Here is an 18854-nt window from a genome sequence, read left to right as displayed (position 1 = left end):
TCTGGTGGATCACCCCTGTGGGGCAGGCCAATTGGCCGATATTTCCTATAGTAACCCATATGGTGTGGCTCAAAGTCCTCATTTGTTAGTGTGTTTAGGAATTTTTGCGCGACGTAATAAATCGGAGACCCAAGACAATTTCGATTGTCGAGAATAATTGTGTAATAGACGAGGACGATTTCAGCGCCCCCAAAATGTCTAACGACGAACCTGTTCTCTCGCCGAGCGACCCGTACGAAACTAAATATGAAATTGGCCGGGACAATTTAGGCTGTTGTCAAGGTAAGCGGCATGTAGGGGCCGGGGTGGAGGCGTTTGGTTCTGAAAAACGGAGGCGGCTTCGAGTTAGTCTGTCACCACGCGAGCCATTTGGCCGCATATCTACAAAACCTAGCATCTGCACAGATGCTTAGCGCGGTGTGAGGTCGGCAGAAACATAGCCATTACTACTCGAAGCTTTGCACGGGATCGCCCACTTGCGAGGCCTGCGGCCAAGCGCAATAGTCCGCTGCATAGTATGCGCCCGGACGGAAGTTCCCTGATGCACCGGGGCCGCCGAAAGGCATTTGGCCACTGGCTCCGACGGTCGGTCGGTTCAGGTTGAGAATGCCGGCGCGTAGCCGACCTTTCACGCGTTCCCATGTTGGGAGATCGTCGCACACGAGACCGCCCGCTAGTCCGAACCGCGTTGCATTTGCCAGCGCGATGGCCTGATCGATATCACCGGCACGGTAAACCTGTAGCAGAGGACCGAACATTTCCTCGTCCATGGGGGCTGCGTCCGACATGTCGATCAGGCCGGCTGAGACAAAGCCGTGGTTTTTGTCTTTCTGTTCCAGCGGGAGGACGGCGCGCGCCCCGTCCGCGATCAGCTTGCTCTGGAAGGCGACGGCCTGAGCCGCGGCATGCGCGCTAACGAGCGGTCCCATGAAGGCGGCGTCGTCGTTCCATGGGCCAATGGCGAGATGCCTCGCGCGCTCTGCGATGGACTCGACAACGAGGTCCCCAAAGCGGCCTTTCGGCAGGATAAGGCGCCGTGCGCAGGAACATCTTTGGCCTGTCGTCAGATAAGCAGACTGTATCGCGATCTCGGTCGCCGCTTCCACATCCGTGGGTTCCCAGATGATCAGGGGATTGTTGCCGCCCATCTCTAGCGCCAGAATGACTTCGGGCCGGCCTGCAAAGAAGCGGTGAAACATGCGGCTGGTGTGTTCGGATCCCGTGAATAGGAGACCGTTGATATCCGCGGCGATCAAGTTCCCACCCGTTTCCCGTCCGCCTTGAATCAGATTGACGCAGCCGGGGGGAAGCCCAGCCGCTTCGAAAGCATCCATCATAAGGGGTGCGACCGACGGTGCCAGTTCGGATGCTTTGAACACGCATGTATTTCCAGCCAAGAGAGCAGGAACAATGTGACCATTCGGCAGATGGCCGGGAAAATTGTAAGGACCGAAAACGGCCATCACGCCATGTGGCCTATGGGACAGGTCCAGATGCCCAAATTCGGTCGGCAGGCTGTGCTCGCCGGCGCGTTCTGATTGCGCCTTTATGGATATCGAGATCTTGGCGACCATCGTATCGACTTCTATGCTGGCTTCTTTGAGCAGTTTTCCCATGTCGCGACTGATGGCGAGCGCCATCGGGTCTTTTCTGCGGAGCAGTTCCGCAGCATACCGCTCAAGCACGGCTCTCCGGACAGGCTGGTCCGTTCGGCCCCATGTGTCGAACGCGGCGCGCGCTACCTTGACAGCATGACCCACCTGCGCGGTCGAAGCTGCCCGGCCGGTCCAGACCACCTCGCCGCTCGCAGGGCATGTCTTCTGGAAGGGCGCGCCCTCGCCAGTCACCCATTGTCCGTCGATGAAGCAATCGCCTGAATTTAATGGACCAGTCATTTTGTATTCTCCGAAGAAAAGTGGATACGTCCCAGGCGCTTTCCAGAGGTCACGGACTCCAAAGCCGCCGAGAAACGCTTGGTTTCGGCCGATGCGTAGGTGTCAAAGTAGGGGTAGTTGACCGGGCCGATACCATGCTCTGCGCTGTAACTGCCGGAGAAGTCTTCTACTGCGGCCTGAATGACCGTGTCTCGGATCAGGCGTTCACGTCCTGGCGACCAATCGCCTGTTGCGAGATGGTCGACAAGATTGAAGTGTATGCCGCCATCACCGACATGTCCGAAGTCGCAGATCTCTATATCGGGAAAAAGCTGGGCGAGCCTGCCCTTCATTTCTGATCTGAACCGCAGTACATCGCCCCGCCGGAAGGACAGGTCGAACGCGTAGAGACGGCCTTGTTTACGGACGCCTTCAGACAGAGCGTGCCGGATGGCCCATACTTCCTCGGCCCGCCCGACGACGACATCGGCCATGTTTGCCGCGCCGGACTCCGCGATTTTTACAAGCCCGCCGATGAGCATGTCATCCAGCGACCGATCCGCCTCGCCCAGAAGCCAGTCGCAGGAAAGTTCGACCAGCAAGGCGATGTCTGGCAAGTCGCTGCCAAACGGCTTGCGCAAAGACGGGATGTGAGAATAAGCCGCGCGCATTGCGTTGGCGGACATGAACTCGAGCGCTGACAGGAGCGAGCCAAAGCGCCGTTCCAGTTCGAGAACCAAGTCCGGCAGCGCCGTCTCGTCAGGCAGGGCAATCAGTGCGGTGGCCCTGTGTTTGGGCGTGGGTTCGACATTGAGGGTGCATTTGGTAATCACGCCGAAGCTGGCACCTGTTCCGACGAAGAGCTGCTTCCAGTCCGGGCCCGTTGCGGTCTTGCGCAAGGCGCCGCCCAGCCGGACAATTGTTCCATTGGTATCGCCCAGAACGACGGTCAGCCCAAGCACATGGCGCCGGACATCACCGTAGCGCATAAGGCGGCTGCCGCCGGTATTGGTGGCCACCATGCCGCCGATGCAGGGATCTGAGCCAACATCAATCGGCAGGCAGAGTGCTTCAGGCGAGAGACGGGCGTTGATATCAGACAGGCGAAGACCTGCGCTGCATGTGGCGGTTCGGTTGATCCGGTCGAGATGGAAGTCGCCCGTGATCCGCTCAAGACTGAGAACTGCGTGTTGGCCTTCCGAGTCCGGAACACTTGCACCGACAAGCCCGGTCCTGCCGGATTGGGGGACAAGCTGAATGCCCTCCTGAACGCATAAGGCAATGATGTCAGAGGCGTCCTGCGTTGATCGCGGGCGCGCCACGAACAGGGCGGAGCCTTTTTCGCCGCGTCCGCCCTGGCAATAGGTTTCGATGATCTGCGGATCGAGATCTATATCGCCTCGTTCGGTAAGGGAGGGGGGCAGGGACCTATTCATGGATCACCAACTCTCTCGGCTGGTCATGCGCAAACAATTGCTGCAGCGATGCGCTGGATTCCCGCTCGTAAAGCTCTTGCGCGTCTGACACCTTGCAACCAAGGGCCTCTTCGAAAGCGGCCGGATTGCCTTTTGCTTCCGTATTGCTCTTAGCTTCTGACCTGAGGTTCGACCGGAAAATGCCTGCTGCGCTGACCGGCAGGAAATCCTCGTAGGTAATCGGTTCCGGGATGATGGCGCCGCTTGAGATCAGGTCTTCCAGGGCTTCTGAGCCTTCAGGAAGCGCGTTTGGCAGGCGCGCGCCGTGCGCTGGGCGGAACCTGAACCAGGCCAGTTTTCGCGTCCGCAGTTCATTCCAGTCGTCCGGGAGGGCGTCGAAGTTCCCACTCGCCAGGCATGCATTGTAAACGTCCATGCCCGCGCGTGTGAGGGCTGCCCCTCGGGACTCGATTTCGCCGAAGCGGGCGGTATGGACGCCGACCGCGTCGATGCCGTCCATATTGCGGAAGGTAACGTCCTCTTCAAGCGCCCGGAAGGCCGTCTGACGTAACAAGATCGGACAGTTCCGCCGTGGCGGGCCTTCGATGACAGCCTTGGCGGGCAGGCCAAGCTCGATCATCTTCTGCTGTGCCTGGTCGATGTCGCTGACGCGCGGGGTCAGGTGATTGATGTGGGGATTGGGGAAGCAGACAATATCCGCTAGCAGGGGATGTTCGTTGATCAGGGCATCATAGATGCGTTTCGTTGAGAGCGCTTCGCCGTGCCACCGGAAGGTCTCGGTGAGAGCATCGAGGAAAGCTTCGCCTTCCGCGTCCCTCAATCCGCCCTGATGCTCTGCTCGCTCGATATAGCGCAAGGCGACAGGAGACATGACGGATCGCTCGCGGGTGAGACGCTGCACTTCACTTTGCAGCGCCGGAGAGGCGATCTGGTCGAGACGTACGAGTGAGACAAAGAGGCGAAACGGGCTCCGCTCAATCGCGTCGCCTTCGATCGGGCGGAATGCGGTCGAATGAACGGGCAGTCCAGCCGCCGCGAGGTCATAATACTCGACCGGAAACATGCCAAGCACGCCGAGGGCTCTGCGGAGGAGGGAGAGTTCTTCCGGCAGGGCGAGGCGAATGGCGCCGTGCCGCTCCTGGCCCAGTCTGGCGCCGGAAAAGGTCTCGGTCGCGCTGCCGACGGAGTTGATACGATCGACAAGGTCGACGAGCGCTCCATAGGCAGGAACTTCGTCGCGATACATCAGCGAGAGGCGATCTGCGAACTGCTGGCGCAGGCGCCATGAGGGGATGAACTCAGACATTGTCGAGGCTCCAATTGGTGTGGGCGTGGGGTTCTTTCCCGGGGGTGGCAGGTGGCGGTGCGCTGATCAGAAAGTGCGTCTCTTCGCTTGCGCGGAGTTGGTTCAACGCAGACGCGTGACAGATGACGAGATCTTGGGCATCGATGCTGACGCAGCCGACATAGGCCCGGAAATCCTGAAGGGAAGACGAGGCGAGCAGCATCATCTGTGCAGAAGGCTCAGGCCTTCCATCCATCAGGACGACCTGCCGGGCCGTGTGGGCACTGTTCAGTTCCCCGAGGGTCGATAGAACAATTGGGCCGCCGTCAGACATGTCGATGAGCGAGGAGGCTCGGAACCCTTCCTGCGCGAGCAAGCACAATGCGCCAGCGGCCGTGTCATGAGGGCGCCCGATGGCATGCCGGGCCGCTTCCTCCAGTGTATCAAGTGGCACATTCAGGCCTTCAAATTCCGACAGGACAAACCCGGCGCCGTCCCTCGCGAGCCGGGCATCGGTCTGCGCATAGGTCTGGCCGAGGCGCGGTGACCAGATCGCGTCATAGAAGGGCGAGCACTCGGCCTCGTCGCACCAGCCTCTCAGCTGTGAGACGATGGGCTGGTCGAACAGGTCCGGGCGCGTGGCCATGAGCATGTAGCGGGCTCTCGCCAGATAGCGCCCTGCACCGGACGCGCGGTGAGCCGGATGGAGGAAGAGTGAGCCGACTTCCGTAAAGCCTTGCAGTGTCCGGCGCAGTGTCAGGGCATTGGGGCGGTGGGAGGGGCCGCTCATTTCGAAGTCGGCGCACATGAACGCATCTGACCCGACGCCAGTCTTGACGCTTGCGCACCCGACCACATCGCCGGTCTGGCAGTACTCCATCACCAGAAAATGCGTGCCTTTGGCGCCGCTATCCGGCGCCCCGAACGAAGCTTCGCTGCAGGTAATCAGCGCGCGCAGATAGGTTTCGTCTGCCTGCAGACTGGTAAAGCCAGGGCCAGCCTGTAGGCAGAGGGCGAAAAGGCCTGCCAGATCACCGGCGTTGACGGGCCTGATGATGTATCCGGAGGGCACCATTAATGCGACGTTCCAGCGGCCACCATCGGCACTTGTTTCAGGCTCTCCAGAGCGCCGTCAATGATCTCAATGGCTTGCGCGATCTCAGCCGCGCTGACATTTAGCGGCGGGGCGAGGCGGACCGTGTTGTCGCCGGCCACACCCGCAAGCAGGCCGCTCTCCCGAAGACAGTCACGTAAGGCCGTGTTGAGGCCGCTGCCGAGCTTGAAGCCGGCCAGAAGGCCCTTGCCGCGCACTTCGGCCACGAGGTCCGGATGCTTCGTCTTCAGGCGGCTCAGTTCGCCGTGCAGCTGCGCCGATCTTTCGCGGACGTCTTCAAGAAAGCCCTGTGCGGTCAGGTGATTGAGGACCGCAGTGCCGACCGCGACCGCGAGCGGGTTGCCGCCATAGGTCGTGCCGTGCGTGCCGGGAACCATGTGGAGCGCCACCTCATCGGTCGCGAGGCACATGCCGAGCGGGAAGCCCCCGCCGACGCCCTTGGCTGTCGCCATCAGATCCGGCGCGGCGCGCTCACTCCATTGGTATGCAAACAGCTGTCCGGTGCGTCCGGCGCCGCATTGCACTTCATCATAGATCAGCAGGATGCCTTGCGCATCGCACAGCGCCCGTAGTGCTTCCAGATAGGCGAGGGACGCAGGGCGCAGGCCGCCTTCGCCCTGGACCGGCTCGATCAGGATGGCGGCCGTCTGCTCATCCGTCATGGCATGGAGAGCATCCAGGTCTCCGAAAGGGGCCTGCTTGTAGCCGGGAAGGCGAGGTCCGAAGCCCTCGATATAGCTGGGGTTACCCGCAGCATTGACCGAGGCATAGGTGCGTCCGTGGAAGGCGCCCTGGAAGCCAATGATGTCTATGCGTTCCGGATGGCCCTGCGCCGCGTGGAATTTGCGTGCGCTCTTCAGCGCGCATTCGATCGATTCCGCGCCGGAGCTCGTGAAGAAGACGCGATCCGCAAAAGTCAGCTCGCAATACCTGCGGGCCAGTTCGGCCTGGCCGGGCACGTCGAACATGTTGCTGAGGTGCCAGATCTTCTGCGCCTGTGTGTGCAGCGCTTCGACCAGGGCAGGGTGCGCGTGGCCCAGCGTGTTGACGGAAATGCCCGCAATGAAGTCGAGATACTGGCGGCCGGACGTGTCGGTCAGCCAGCTCCCTTTGCCATGAGAAAACTGCAGGGCTGGTGGGGCATAAGTCGGAAACAGGCTGTCGCGATTCATGGGGTCCTCTTTTCTGGTTAGCCCATGGGTGCAGCATCTGCCCGCGCATTGTAATCCGCAAATAGAGCAATATAATGCGTATGATTGAGCAGTATGATGCTATAGATAGACAAAGTGATTGAACGAGATGATCAAGCTAACCGACAGCGACTACGAGATGATCGAAGTGCTGAAGCGTTCGGGCCGTATCAGCGTGACCGATCTTGCCGATGCTCTTTCCGTATCAAGATCGACTGCGCAGAAGCGTCTGGAGAGACTGGAGACGTCTGAGGTGATCGAATCCTATACCTGCATCCTGGCGGCGCCCTACCAGCGAGATTGGGTAAGTGCTCATGTCATGGTCACGGTCGCACCCAAGACAATGGAGGCGATCGTGAAAAAGCTATCTCGGGTTACGGGTGTCGAGGAAGTCCATTCCGTTAGTGGCGAGTTCGATTTGATCGTGGTAATTGCAGCGCCTTCGGTACAGAGCCTCGAGGCCTATGTTGACAATGTCATTGCCATAGATGGCGTGGAGCGCACACGTTCATCAATTATCCTGTCGACCCGTATCAATCGACGCCCGTGAGATAACAGACGGCGAAGGCAACACCGGGCAACAATCACAAGGCCGAAAGTCCTTTAATTGCGAGTTCAGCAATAGCGGCATCTTGTGCGCCGAGACCTGTAAGGTCTGCTATCGCGATAGCATCTTCAGGCAGGTGGATTTCCCTGTGACCTAGCAATACCTCACCAATCTCGATGATTGGTGGCGTGCGGGTGCCGGCTGACGTGTCGAGCGCCGCGCATTCTCCATAGGCCAGGCACTGCGCTGTCGAATCTGTCAATATGAGATCGGCCGCGGCCATGACATCCACAGCCACTTCGGTCTTGCCGGGAGAGTCTGCGCCAATTGCGACAATGCGGAGACCGGGACGGATCATATCGCGCGTAATCAAAGGTGTCTGGGACGGCGTGGTCGTGACGATGACGTCGCAAGCTCGCGATAGAAGAGAAAGGTCGGTCTGTACCGTTACCGAAAATGGGTGGTCTCGGAGATCTTCCGCCAGTTGCTGGGCGCGTGCAGGCTGACGTGACCAGATCTGGACGTTCTCAATCCCGAGATGGTGGGAGACCCAGATTGCATGTAGCTTCGCTTGCGTGCCTGCGCCGACAATTCCCAGGGTTCGAGCGCGGGCAGGCGCAACAAGGCGCGCGGCCACGGTGCCTGCGAGCGCTGTGCGCAAGTCTGTAAGCGCGCCGTCGTCCGCCAGAAGGCAGATTGTATGCCCGGTCTGCGCGTCAAACGCCATCATAACGCCATTGCTTGACGCCAGTCCGCGTTCGGGATTCTTGTAGAAGCTCCCCGCCATCTTGACCACGAAATAGGGCGAGCTGCCAATATGGGCCGACTTCACGTGGAAATCGCCAGGCGGTGCTTTAAACCGCAAGTGAGCGACAGCGCCGGATTGAACATTCCCCGACGAATAGTCGCAAAACGACGATTCGATTGCTTTGATGGCAAGAGATGTGTCGACAGCTCCCAGAATGCGGTCCCTTTGATGGACTAGCATTATTCAGCTCTGTTCTTGCTTGATGGCAGCAAGCTCATTGTAGATTGTGGCGCGGCTAACGCTCAGTATGCGTGCAATATAGGCCGGTGCGCGGCGTTGTTCGAGGGCGCCACTCTCCTTCAATGCCAGGATGAGTTTCCGACGGGCAGGGCGATCGATATCAGCGATCCGAACATCATTCTCCGAACACCAGTGGGCAATAAATTCGTTTATGCGTTCATGCCAGTCATGGACGAATAGCGCCTGGACATCATCTGTTCGTGGCTTTGCGCCAAGGAATCCATCCAGGGTTATGCGTATCTGATCAAACTGGCTGACATCAACATTGATACAGAAGAGACCTATCGCCTTCTCCTGATCAGTCAGGACGATCGAGATGCATTTCAAGCGGCGTCCATCCCAATTTGTCTTCACGTAAGGACCAACAAGATCCTCTGATACATCGAATTCGATGTCTTCAAGTTGTGAAGGATCGCCGGGGGCGCGTTTGGAAATCGGGTTGGCGATATACGCAATGGATTCCGTCGCAAGATCGTGCACGACAACTTCTGCATACGGCGCGAAAACGACGGCAATCCCATCAGCCACAGCAAAGTGCGGGCGCAGCGCAGGTACATAGGCTTCTGAATCGGACAGCTGTTTCAAAGTTCTCTCCATACGCCATTGACAAACATTCTAAACTGGAAATATCGTTAATTGTATCTTCTAGCAAGTGGAATTTCTCATATGGACCATCCCGAGGCAGATCCTGGTAATATGTACCCACTGCCAAACCAGGATGATCAGGTTAGCCTTGGTCTCCTGGCAGGGAAATCACGCGAAGCGCTGGTCGCTCTGCGTCGTCGCACCCCGGTAAGTCCCCTGATCGAGAGCAAAATCCTGTCTGATCTTACTGGCGCGCGCATATTGCTGAAGTGCGACCAGATGCTTCCAACGGGGGCCTTCAAGTTTCGTGGGGCGTTTAACAAGTTAGTGTCGCTCCCTGAGGCTCAGCGCAAAATGGGTGTGATCACGGCGTCAACCGGCAACCACGGTCTGGCAGTTGCGACGGTGGCAGCAGAACTGGGTATTGTCGCCACAATCCACGCGCCGGAACACGCGTCACGTGCCAAGCTTGAAGCAATTCGGGGCCTTGGCGCAAATATCATTCTTCATGCAGCAGATCCGCTGACGATTGAACTCGAAGCCAGGCGGATTTCGGAACGCACCGGGCAGGTCTATGTGTCTCCGTACAATGATCTGGACGTGATTGCCGGACAGGGAACGTGCGGCCTCGAAATCATCGATGAAGCATCGGTTGACGCCGTCGTCCTTTCAGTCGGCGGCGGCGGCCTGCTTTGCGGTGTGGGGGCGGTGCTGCGGACTGAGCGCCCGAAAACGGAGTTGGTCGCGGTCTGGCCTGAGCACGCGCAAAGCCTTCTTCATTCCATGAGTGCGGGACGAGCCGTTGACGTCGAAGAATTACCCACTCTCGCGGATGGCACGGCGGGAGGCGTTGAGCCGGGCTCCGTGACAATTTCTCTGGCGAACAAGATTGCACCCAGTTCGGTCCTGGCTTCCGAGCTGGATATAATTGCTGCCATCGTGCTTCTGGCACGCGACGAACGGCTGATTGTCGAAGGCTCAGCCGCGCTTGCCGTCGCAGGACTGAGATCATGCGCGCCCCGCCTCGAAGGTAAAACGGTTGCCGTCATACTTTGTGGGCGGAATATTTCTTATGACAAGTTTGAACAGGCCTTCAAGGCCGGCAATGGAGAGTAATGTGATGAAAAGTATGAGAGCCGCCAGCGTGATGACGGGTATGCTGCTCGCTGGCGCGTGCGCGACAGCGCAGCCTGGCGCGGATGCTCCTTTCGATGGGCGCGTGTCTGAATTCTATTCATGGGCAGAGGCGGCACCTACACTGCCGGGGGAGATGCTTCGTAAGGAGCCTCTTGCGGAAGCTCTGTCCATTCCCGGCGCAGCGCGTGCCGAGCGCATACTCTATTCGTCGACGGATGGCATTGACGGACAGACGCCTGTCACCGTGTCGGGAGCGCTGTTTTACCCGCAGGGCGACATGCCAGAGGGCGGTTGGCCCGTCATCGCATGGGGGCATGGGACGAAGGGGATTGCAGATATCTGTGCACCCTCATGGACAGGCATGACATACCGTGACCGCACCTATCTTTCAAAATGGCTGTCCGAAGGTTTTGCGATTGTCGCGTCGGACTATGAGGGGCTCGGGACAGCCGGACTTCATCCTTACATTGCGGGCAGGGCTGCTGGATACTCCATCCTTGATTCCGCCCGTGCAGTCACGCGCAATGCACCTGAACTTTCGAACAAGGTATTGTTGGTCGGGCAATCGCAGGGCGGCGGAGCTGTCGTGATTGCTGCCGCTCACGCATCTGAGTATGCACCGGATCTCAATGTTATAGGCGTTGTTGCAACCGGCGCAGGGACGGTTGATCTGGAACGGGCAGACTTGATTGGCGACGCAGACGCAAAGATCGATTCAACGTCGGCCTATGCCCTTTATGTCGTCCGGGCGCTCTCGCTAATCGATCCGGAGCTCAAGCCTGAAGATATGCTCACGGCCAAGGCGATGACGGTTCTGCCGCTGGCGGACACACGCTGCGTAGCGGATCTTGAGTACGACATGAGCATCGCGGAGCTCAACTGGTCCACAACGCTCAAGCCTCACGGTTTCGAGGTAATGAAGCAATACATCTCGCTATTGAATCAGCCCGCCACTGGCTACGCGGCACCCGTGTTCATCGGGACTGGTGCCGATGATATCGAAGTCGCACCAGCGTTTCAGGAGGATCTTGCTCAAACGATTTGCCGTGCGGGCGTGAGCGTCGAACATCACGTCTATGAGGGCGAAGACCACAGCACTGCGGTGAACAAGTCTCTTGAGGATTCCGTTCCGTTCGTTCGGAAGCTGATGGCGGGAGACGCCGTCGATAACACATGCGGATCAAGCGAATGATCAAACATCAGAGGGCCCAAAACCGCCACGCAGGCATGCGCAGAATTTCGGGAGGATTCGTAGCGCTATGCGCCGCGCTGTTCGTGACTCCGTCGTGTGCATCCCCCACGGGCGAGATGAAAAAAGTTGAAACTGGGAGTAATGACGCGATGTCGATAGAGGCGCCTGACAGGTTCTGGATTTCTGACACAATTTCACCAGAGGCCAAGGCGAAGATGGAAACCCTGGTGAGCTATGCGCGCGCTTATCAGACGAACGAAGCGCCAGCCGTTACAACAGAAGACTGGCAGGCGCGGCGGCAGATGCGAGAGCAAATGATGGAGGTCTTTAACGCCCCTCTGCTTGAGCAGTTGAAGCCGACAATCGAGGCAGTCGAACTCGGCGGTATTCCCACGCTGAAAGTGGCGCGACATACGCCAGGCACCGCCGATAACATTATCCTCTACGTGCATGGCGGAGGGTTCACCTACCTCTCGGCCAGGTCGTCTCTCAAATCGGCAGTGCTGATGGCCGAGGCGACGGGCTATACAGTTTATTCTGTCGACTACACGCTCGCTCCCGAAGCTAAATGGGACGAGATCACGATGCAGGTGATCACGGCGTACCAGGCCCTGTTGAAGGATGGGTACGAGGCGGACGGAGTCGGCTTCTTTGGTGATTCCGCGGGCGGCTCCATCGTTACAGGCAGCATATTGCGTCTCAGAGACATGGGGGTGCCGATGCCAGCGGCGCTGCTCCTGCATTCACCTTCAACAGACCTGACAGGCGCCGGCGACACACTCGCGACGCTCGCGCTACTTGATCCTGGTTTGGAAAAGGAGGACGCCCTCTACCGGATTAGCCAGTATGCAGAGCCGTCCGACAGAAAGAATCCCTATGCGTCGCCAGCCTATGGTGATTACTCGGGTGGCTTTCCGCCGACCCTGATCCAGACCGGAACGAGGGAGATGCTGCTGAGTGACTCTGTCCGTCTCTGTCAGGCCATACGGCGCGACCACGGAGATGCGACCCTCGATCTGTACGAAGGCATGCCGCATGTCTTCCCGTCGCTTCTCGACGGCACGCCTGAAGCGAATATGGCTTATTCGCGGGCAGTGACATTCTGGCGAGAGCATTTCAAGCCCGAGCCTTGATTGCAGCAAAGTGCAGCGCTGTGACATCAGCATTCTGAGCCAGCCTTATCGACAGGCAATCCGACCCAAGAAATTGATAACCACGATCGCTGAAGGCGAAACACTTTCGAGAACCTGGAGCTCAAAAATATGTGGAATCTGCTGTGGTCGACACAATAGCTGCGCAGATCGATGCAATCGCGGTCCTGATGCTGGAAACAAGACCGGTAACATCTATGAACCAATTCAAGCACAATAAGGGGAATAACAAAAATGACTGACTTAACAAAGAGATTGCGTTCAACATCCGCGATCATTCCGTTCGCTTTTCTCGCAACATCCCTCTACGCTGCGGCGGCGCAAGAAACGGCAAATACGGTGGATTCTGCACCGACGGAGCAGGCATATGTTCTAGGTCGGGTTACGGTTACGGCCAGTAAACGTGAAGAAGACATCCTGGACGCACCATATTCAATTTCCGCTGTGACGGGTGATGATCTGAAAAAAATCGGGGCGACCGAGTACAGGGATTATCTGACGACGGTGCCAGGTGTCGCGCTCGTCGAGGCAGGTATTGGATCGAATAATGTGATCATTCGCGGTCTGGCGACTGCAGCAGGCGGTAGTACGCTCGCGGGCACGGTCGTTACGTATTTCGATGAAGTCGCGCTCAATGACGGTACGGGTGCAGTCGAGGTTGAGCCTGTCGACATTGATCGCATTGAAATCCTGCGCGGCCCACAGGGAACCTACTATGGTGCCGGATCGATCGGTGGAACATTACGCGTTATTCCTAAACGTCCACAACTCAACGAGTACTCAGCAGATCTTGCGGCAACCGTTAGCTCCGTAAATGGAGCAGATGATCTCGGTTCAAACCTCAACGCCACCGTGAATCTCCCGATCGTCAAAGGCAAGGCAGCAATCCGCGGATCAGTTTATCAGCGCGATGAGCCAGACTATGTGGACAATCTGGAAGTCGGGAACAAGACCGGAGGCGGTACCATCTCTGGCGGGCGGTTTGCTTTCTTGCTGGAGCCGACCGAACAGATGGATGTCCTGTTCCAGGTGATCAGCCAAAGTACCGAGGCTGACGGGCAGAGGGTCCGGGAGCCGTTTGAAAATAGCGGTAATGCTCAAAGGCGTCGTGGGGATGAGTTTGGCGACACCGATTTTGATTTGTATAACTTGAATGTTGGTTATGATTTTGACTCAGTGCGTCTGGACTCGGTCACGGCGTATTATGAAACCGATTTTCAAGGGCGCCGCGATGCGTCCCTGTTCGATGGGAATGTCGAAGCACTGGCAGGGCCTCCCGGTCTGTATGGTCTCGATTCATATGATCTCTTTGCTGATGACACTGTGAAGGGAGATGTTTTTTCACAAGAGCTTCGAATGGCGTCTGAGACTGATTCCGCCATCCAGTGGCTTGTCGGTGCCTTCTATCGCAAAGAGACTTCAGACCGTGTCCGTCTCTTTACGGATGACGCCCTTCTGGGGCAGATTCTTGAAATAGACCGGAATATCGACACAACGCAGTGGTCCGGGTTCGCGGAAGCGAACATTGATCTTCCGGGTGCATGGGGCCTCGACCTTGGTATCCGTTACTCTGACTACGAGCAGGATGTCACAGTTGATGCGGAATCCGGTACGCAAGCCGAAAAGGTGTGGACTCCCCGGTTCAATCTTCGCTTTGAGCCGAGTGTAGACCAACTCTACTATTTCCAGATATCCAAGGGTTATCGGCTTGGTGGGTTCAATGGCGCGCCCCCAAACCTTCCAGGTGTGGATGTGCCTAACGAAGAGCAGTATTATTCCTACACCTCGGATTCGCTTTGGAACTATGAAATCGGGACGAAGCAAGTGTTCGCAGGTGGCCGAGGAAACTTCAGCGGCGCAATCTTCTGGGCTGACTGGACGGATATCCCCATCTACCTGACGCTTGCCGGCGGCGCCTATACGCCGCTCGTCAACTTCGGTAGTGCAACGAGCAAGGGTGTCGAGGCAGAGTTCAGCTATCTGCTGACAGAAGGTCTCACCGCGAGCCTCAATGGCTCTTATGTAAAAACCGAGCTTGAAGGGACGACGGGGTATAAATCCCAGCGCCTTCCGGCATCTGCTGAGACGATGTTCAATCTCGCCTTGTCGTATGAAAAGCCACTCCAGAATGGGTGGCAGATGTATGCAAATGGCAATGTAAACTATGTTGGCTCATACAAGTCACATCTCTACGAAGAGTTCAGAGATAACGTGATCGCCAATCAGCTTGATACGCGCTTCGGTGTTACCGAAGATAAGGAAGTAGGTGGCTATACATTGGTCAATGCCAGGATCGGCGTTCAGTCTGATAGCTGGGACCTGTCGGTGTTCGCAAAAAATCTTTTTGACGATGACACCGCGACTTTGTCCAACGCCTTCTCATATGCGGGATCACCGGCGGAATCCTTCGTCATGCCTCAGACTTTCGGCGTGAGTTTGAAGAAAAGCTTCTAGGTGGCATCTGGGCGGAGCCGTATGCGAGTATCGGCTCCGCCCTCTGTATCCAATCCTGTTGAGCGCCGAGATACTGGCCTTCTTCGAAACTGAGTCATCGTGCTTTCAACCGGCGCATGTCGGGCAAGCCAATCTGCACAAACGACGGGGAGGCTCACGTAATGCCCGAAGGTCCAAATGCCACGCGCGGCAATCCAAGCCTGTTTCAGGCGATTGTTCCTATTGTCTGCCTGTTTGTACTCCTGACGCTTGCGGTACACGTTTTCGGCGATGGGGCGACCGGTGGACCCATACAAGTCTCCCTCATGTGCGCTGGGTTCTGCGGCGGGGTGATTGGCCTGTTGAACAATGTGCCCTGGAGTGAGCTGGAAAAAGCCGTTTCCGCCTTGTGCAGCATGGTCATGATTCCTGTGCTCCTGTTGCTCTCGATTGGTGGGTTAATCGCAGTCTGGATTGCATCTGGTGTGATCCCGTCACTCATTGTGTATGGGGCTGATCTTCTGCGCCCGTCCGTGTTTTATGCGGCGGCGCTTGTCATCAGTGCCGTGGTGGCTCTGGCGAGCGGGAGCGCTTGGACAACGGCCGCCACTTTAGGCGTCGCCTTGATCGGGATTGCTCAAGCGTCAGGGATTTCACTACCGATTACAGCGGGCGCCATCATCTCCGGTGTCTATTTCGGCGACAAGTTATCGCCACTGTCAGACACGACCAACCTCTCCTCGAGCATGGCGGGCGCCGACCTTTTCGTGCATGTAAGATACCTTCTCTATACGACGCTTCCCGCATTCATGATCGCCTTCATCTTTTTCCTGACGGCAAGCCTGATGTCCACCAACGACGTCGACACAATTCAGCTTCAACTCATGACAACTGAGCTGAATGAGAAGTTTCGCATCGGCTGGTATTTGATCCTTCCTATGTTCGGACTTATCGGACTTGCCACTGTGAAGATGCCACCGCTTCCTGCAATCGCCGTTTCCATTCTTGCTGGAATTATCGTCGGTCTGGTTTGCCAGTCACCGCAGGCAGGCGAGGGGATGGTCGATCGGATCTTTGAATACTGGGGTATGGTGGCAACCGGCTATCGCACAGAGTCTGGTTCCGCCGCAGTACAGTCGCTTCTGTCCCGTGGGGGCATGCAAAGCATGCTCTCGACGGTCTGGCTGATTGTGACGGCGATGTTCTTTAGTGCAATGATGGATCGTTCCGGATGCCTCGAGCGAATTGTTCGTTCAGTCATTGGCCTCATGCGAAAAGACCGACATATCTTTCTCGGAGCCGGCGCAACGGCCCTTGTAGGCAATATTGTTGCTGCCGATCAATACCTTTCCATCGTCCTGTCGACCCGGATGTATGCCGACGAGGTCCGGGCTCGCAATTTCAGGCCGGAGATGCTGTCACGGACGGCTGAAGACTTCGGAACAGTTACCTCTCCCCTGGTGCCATGGAATACTTGCGGGGCATTCATGTCAGCCACGCTAGGCGTGGCAACCTTTTCCTATCTGCCCTTTTGCGTGTTCAATATTGTCAGTCCAATGATTGCTGTTTTTTACATATCCACGGGGATCACGATGAGGAAAGGAATAAACGCCTGATATTCGTATCTTGAGGCCTCGCCGCATGATCTTTTGATTTACTACGCGCCTAGCGGAATTATATCGAATTTGACGCGAAACTAAAAGCTATCTGCTGAGTCAAGGGCGCCTGATCATGCTATCTAGTGGGCGGAAGATGTCAGTGTAATGCTATTAATGGACGGCTGTGATGAGAAGTGAATCTGAGTCTGTGATCGATGGGCCGCCCATGACGCAACAAGGTGATGGCTCGGATCGGCGCTTGGTTCTTCCGGAGCCCTATCTTCTCTTTCTCGGGGATACCTGTTTGGTAACTGACTTGAAAACGGCTTTCGGGCTGCGGGACTGGGCGCCTGAAAAGTGCATCGGACAGTACCGTATGTCCGAGCATACCACTAGCATCGGTCTGGCCGACATGGGCTTCGGTGCTGCGCTGGCCGCTGGTGCAAAAAGCCTGCTCATTGGCGTGGCTTCTGCAGGCGGGGCGATACCCAAGTCTTGGTGGCCGCATCTGTGCAGCGCCGCGCACGCGGGTTTGTCCATTATCAGTGGCATGCATGATCCGCTTCGCTGCGTGCCCAACCTCTCTGAAATTGCTGCGGAGTCTGGATGCAGTCTGGTCGATATACGGCATTGGCAGCCAGAGCACAGTGTGGGAACCGGCATTCGAAGGCAGGGGCGGCGACTCCTTACTGTTGGCACGGATTGCGCTATTGGGAAAAAATATACTGCCTTGGCCATCTCCAAAGCGATGGGTCAGGCGGGCATGAAAGCAACCTTCCGCGCAACTGGGCAAACAGGCATAATGCTCGCAGGTGCGGGCGTTCCCATCGACTCTGTTATTTCTGATTTCGTCAGTGGTGCCGCAGAGAGTCTCTCGCCTGATAACGTATCTGACCACTGGGATATTATTGAGGGGCAGGGAACATTGTTCCATCCGGCCTATGCGGCAGTCAGTCTTGGGCTGCTTCATGGCTCTCAACCTGACCTGATCGTGCTGTGTCATGATCACAGACGGAAGGAGATAGACGGGTTCCCGGGATTTCTTGTCCCTACTCCCTTGGAGGCAATCGACCTTAACCTGTCACTGGCGCGGTTGACCAACTCGCAGGTGCGCTGCGCAGGCATAAGCCTCAACACATCCGGGTTGGACGATGAAAGCAGGCGTAGTTTGTTCCGAAGTCTGGAAGATGACCTCGGCTATGCCTGCTTCGACCCAATAGTGACGGGCGTCGGCAAGGTATTGGAACAGCTGGCATGATGTCCCTGCAGATGAAAACCTACAAGCAGACGTGGGAGTTGGACCCGCCTTTCATTATCGCGGGTGAGGTTTGGTCAAGTGTTGACTCTCTGATCGTCGAACTTGTGGACGATTTCGGACGCACCGGCCGTTCTGAGACGCAAGGTGTTTCCTATAGAGGTGAGACATATTCTTCGCTCGCTGCGGAGGTTGAAGCCCTGCGAGGTGAGGCTTCAGCAGGCATGTCCCGGGAAACGCTTCAGGCGTTGCTGCCGGCGGGAGGTGCGCGTAACGCACTGGATGTCGCTTTATGGGATCTTCAAGCACAGCAAACGGGGCAACCTTTAAACAAGTTGCTTGGTCTGGGGCGCCTGAAGACTGTTCAGACAGTTCTTACTTTGGGGATCATGTCAGGCGACGAGGCTGCGACTATAGCAGGTCGTGCGAGCGCATTTGGCCAGCTAAAGCTCAAGGTCGATGGTGGGCGACATATTGAGATGATCGCGGCGGTACGTGAGGCGCGTCCAGACGCGCGCATCATTGTTGATGCGAACCAGTCATGGTCATTCCAGTTGATGAAAGAGCTTATGCCGGAATTAGAGCGCCTTCACGTGGATGTGCTGGAACAGCCTCTGCCTGTGGGCGGCGATGATGAACTGGAAGGATTCATCAGCCCCATCTTGTTGATGGCAGATGAATCTTGCCAGGACACTGGCGATCTGCCGACGGTTCGTCAGCGATATGGGGGGGTAAACATAAAGCTCGATAAGGCAGGTGGCCTGACGGAGGCTATGAAGATGAGCAACGAGGCCCGCTCCCTGGGGCTCAAGACAATGGTCGGAAATATGTGCGGTGGTTCGCTGGCCATGGCTCCTGCGTTCCTGGTCGCGCAGTCAACGGACTATGTGGACCTTGATGGACCCTTGCTGCAAACGTCAGACTGGGAGAATGGATTTTGCTATCAGGGTGAGAGGATGTTCCCGTCGGATCGTCCTTTGTGGGGGAAGCTTAACAGCGCAGTTTAGGG

At 57.2% G+C, this 18854-nt stretch carries 15 protein-coding genes; 8 read left to right on the top strand and 7 right to left on the bottom strand.

Translation table 11 applies throughout. The features are described from left to right. Positions 1–446: 446 nt before the first annotated feature. From astD to HOC_RS15685, 5 genes are read right to left on the bottom strand one after another with little or no spacing between them, the layout of a single operon-like run. Entirely contained in the window at positions 447–1895 is a 1449-nt protein-coding gene (astD, locus tag HOC_RS15705) for a succinylglutamate-semialdehyde dehydrogenase (protein ID WP_035540340.1), read from the bottom strand. Beyond that, positions 1892–3310, bottom strand: a complete 1419-nt coding sequence (locus tag HOC_RS15700; RefSeq protein WP_035540337.1) for an FAD-binding oxidoreductase — start codon at positions 3308–3310, stop codon at positions 1892–1894. Before HOC_RS15700 ends, astD begins: the two co-directional genes overlap by 4 nt. Then, on the bottom strand, positions 3303–4616 hold the full coding sequence (locus HOC_RS15695; protein WP_035540335.1) for a VOC family protein: 1314 nt from the start codon (positions 4614–4616) through the stop codon (positions 3303–3305). Before HOC_RS15695 ends, HOC_RS15700 begins: the two co-directional genes overlap by 8 nt. Further along, entirely contained in the window at positions 4609–5670 is a 1062-nt protein-coding gene (locus HOC_RS15690) for an arginine N-succinyltransferase (RefSeq protein ID WP_035540333.1), read from the bottom strand. Before HOC_RS15690 ends, HOC_RS15695 begins: the two co-directional genes overlap by 8 nt. Then, entirely contained in the window at positions 5670–6881 is a 1212-nt protein-coding gene (locus HOC_RS15685; protein WP_035540332.1) for an aspartate aminotransferase family protein, read from the bottom strand. The genes HOC_RS15690 and HOC_RS15685 overlap by 1 nt, the downstream gene beginning before the upstream one ends. A 127-nt stretch (positions 6882–7008) precedes the next feature. On the opposite strand from HOC_RS15685, the gene HOC_RS15680 reads away from it, so the two are divergent. Then, a complete protein-coding gene (locus HOC_RS15680) occupies positions 7009–7449 on the top strand; it encodes an Lrp/AsnC family transcriptional regulator (RefSeq protein ID WP_035540330.1) in 441 nt (146 codons plus the stop codon). Positions 7450–7483: 34 nt separating this feature from the next. Here HOC_RS15680 and HOC_RS15675 read toward each other — a convergent pair whose 3' ends face one another. Both HOC_RS15675 and HOC_RS15670 read right to left on the bottom strand, forming a co-directional pair. Continuing rightward, positions 7484–8434 carry a Rossmann-fold NAD(P)-binding domain-containing protein gene (locus tag HOC_RS15675; protein ID WP_084146384.1) on the bottom strand — a complete coding sequence of 317 codons (951 nt, stop codon included), beginning with the start codon at positions 8432–8434 and terminating at the stop codon, positions 7484–7486. A 3-nt stretch (positions 8435–8437) separates the two neighbouring features. Next, positions 8438–9079: a helix-turn-helix transcriptional regulator gene (locus HOC_RS15670; RefSeq protein WP_162174878.1), complete on the bottom strand. Its 642-nt coding sequence runs from the start codon at positions 9077–9079 to the stop codon at positions 8438–8440. Positions 9080–9160: 81 nt separating this feature from the next. On the opposite strand from HOC_RS15670, the gene HOC_RS15665 reads away from it, so the two are divergent. The 7 genes from HOC_RS15665 (at position 9161) to HOC_RS15635 (ending at position 18852) form a co-directional block, all read left to right on the top strand. Next, positions 9161–10195: a threonine/serine dehydratase gene (locus HOC_RS15665; protein WP_084146383.1), complete on the top strand. Its 1035-nt coding sequence runs from the start codon at positions 9161–9163 to the stop codon at positions 10193–10195. A 4-nt stretch (positions 10196–10199) separates the two neighbouring features. Further along, positions 10200–11408 carry a lipase family protein gene (locus HOC_RS15660; protein WP_035540325.1) on the top strand — a complete coding sequence of 403 codons (1209 nt, stop codon included), beginning with the start codon at positions 10200–10202 and terminating at the stop codon, positions 11406–11408. A 116-nt stretch (positions 11409–11524) separates the two neighbouring features. Continuing rightward, the gene (locus HOC_RS15655) at positions 11525–12541 is read left to right on the top strand and encodes an alpha/beta hydrolase (protein WP_206741589.1); all 1017 of its coding nucleotides are present in this window, start codon (positions 11525–11527) and stop codon (positions 12539–12541) included. 252 nt (positions 12542–12793) lie between these two features. After that, positions 12794–15013 carry a TonB-dependent receptor gene (locus HOC_RS15650; protein WP_084146380.1) on the top strand — a complete coding sequence of 740 codons (2220 nt, stop codon included), beginning with the start codon at positions 12794–12796 and terminating at the stop codon, positions 15011–15013. Between the two features lie 161 nt (positions 15014–15174). Continuing rightward, positions 15175–16608 carry a Na+/H+ antiporter NhaC family protein gene (locus HOC_RS15645; protein WP_035540322.1) on the top strand — a complete coding sequence of 478 codons (1434 nt, stop codon included), beginning with the start codon at positions 15175–15177 and terminating at the stop codon, positions 16606–16608. Between the two features lie 169 nt (positions 16609–16777). Continuing rightward, on the top strand, positions 16778–17848 hold the full coding sequence (locus HOC_RS15640; RefSeq protein ID WP_206741588.1) for an N-acetyltransferase DgcN family protein: 1071 nt from the start codon (positions 16778–16780) through the stop codon (positions 17846–17848). Then, positions 17845–18852: a dipeptide epimerase gene (locus HOC_RS15635; protein ID WP_084146378.1), complete on the top strand. Its 1008-nt coding sequence runs from the start codon at positions 17845–17847 to the stop codon at positions 18850–18852. The genes HOC_RS15640 and HOC_RS15635 overlap by 4 nt, the downstream gene beginning before the upstream one ends. The last annotated feature ends 2 nt before the right edge of the window (positions 18853–18854 follow it).

The sequence above is a fragment of the Hyphomonas oceanitis SCH89 genome, from assembly GCF_000685295.1.
Taxonomy (GTDB): Bacteria; Pseudomonadota; Alphaproteobacteria; order Caulobacterales; family Hyphomonadaceae; genus Hyphomonas; species Hyphomonas oceanitis.
This window is presented reverse-complemented; position numbering and strand designations above follow the sequence as displayed.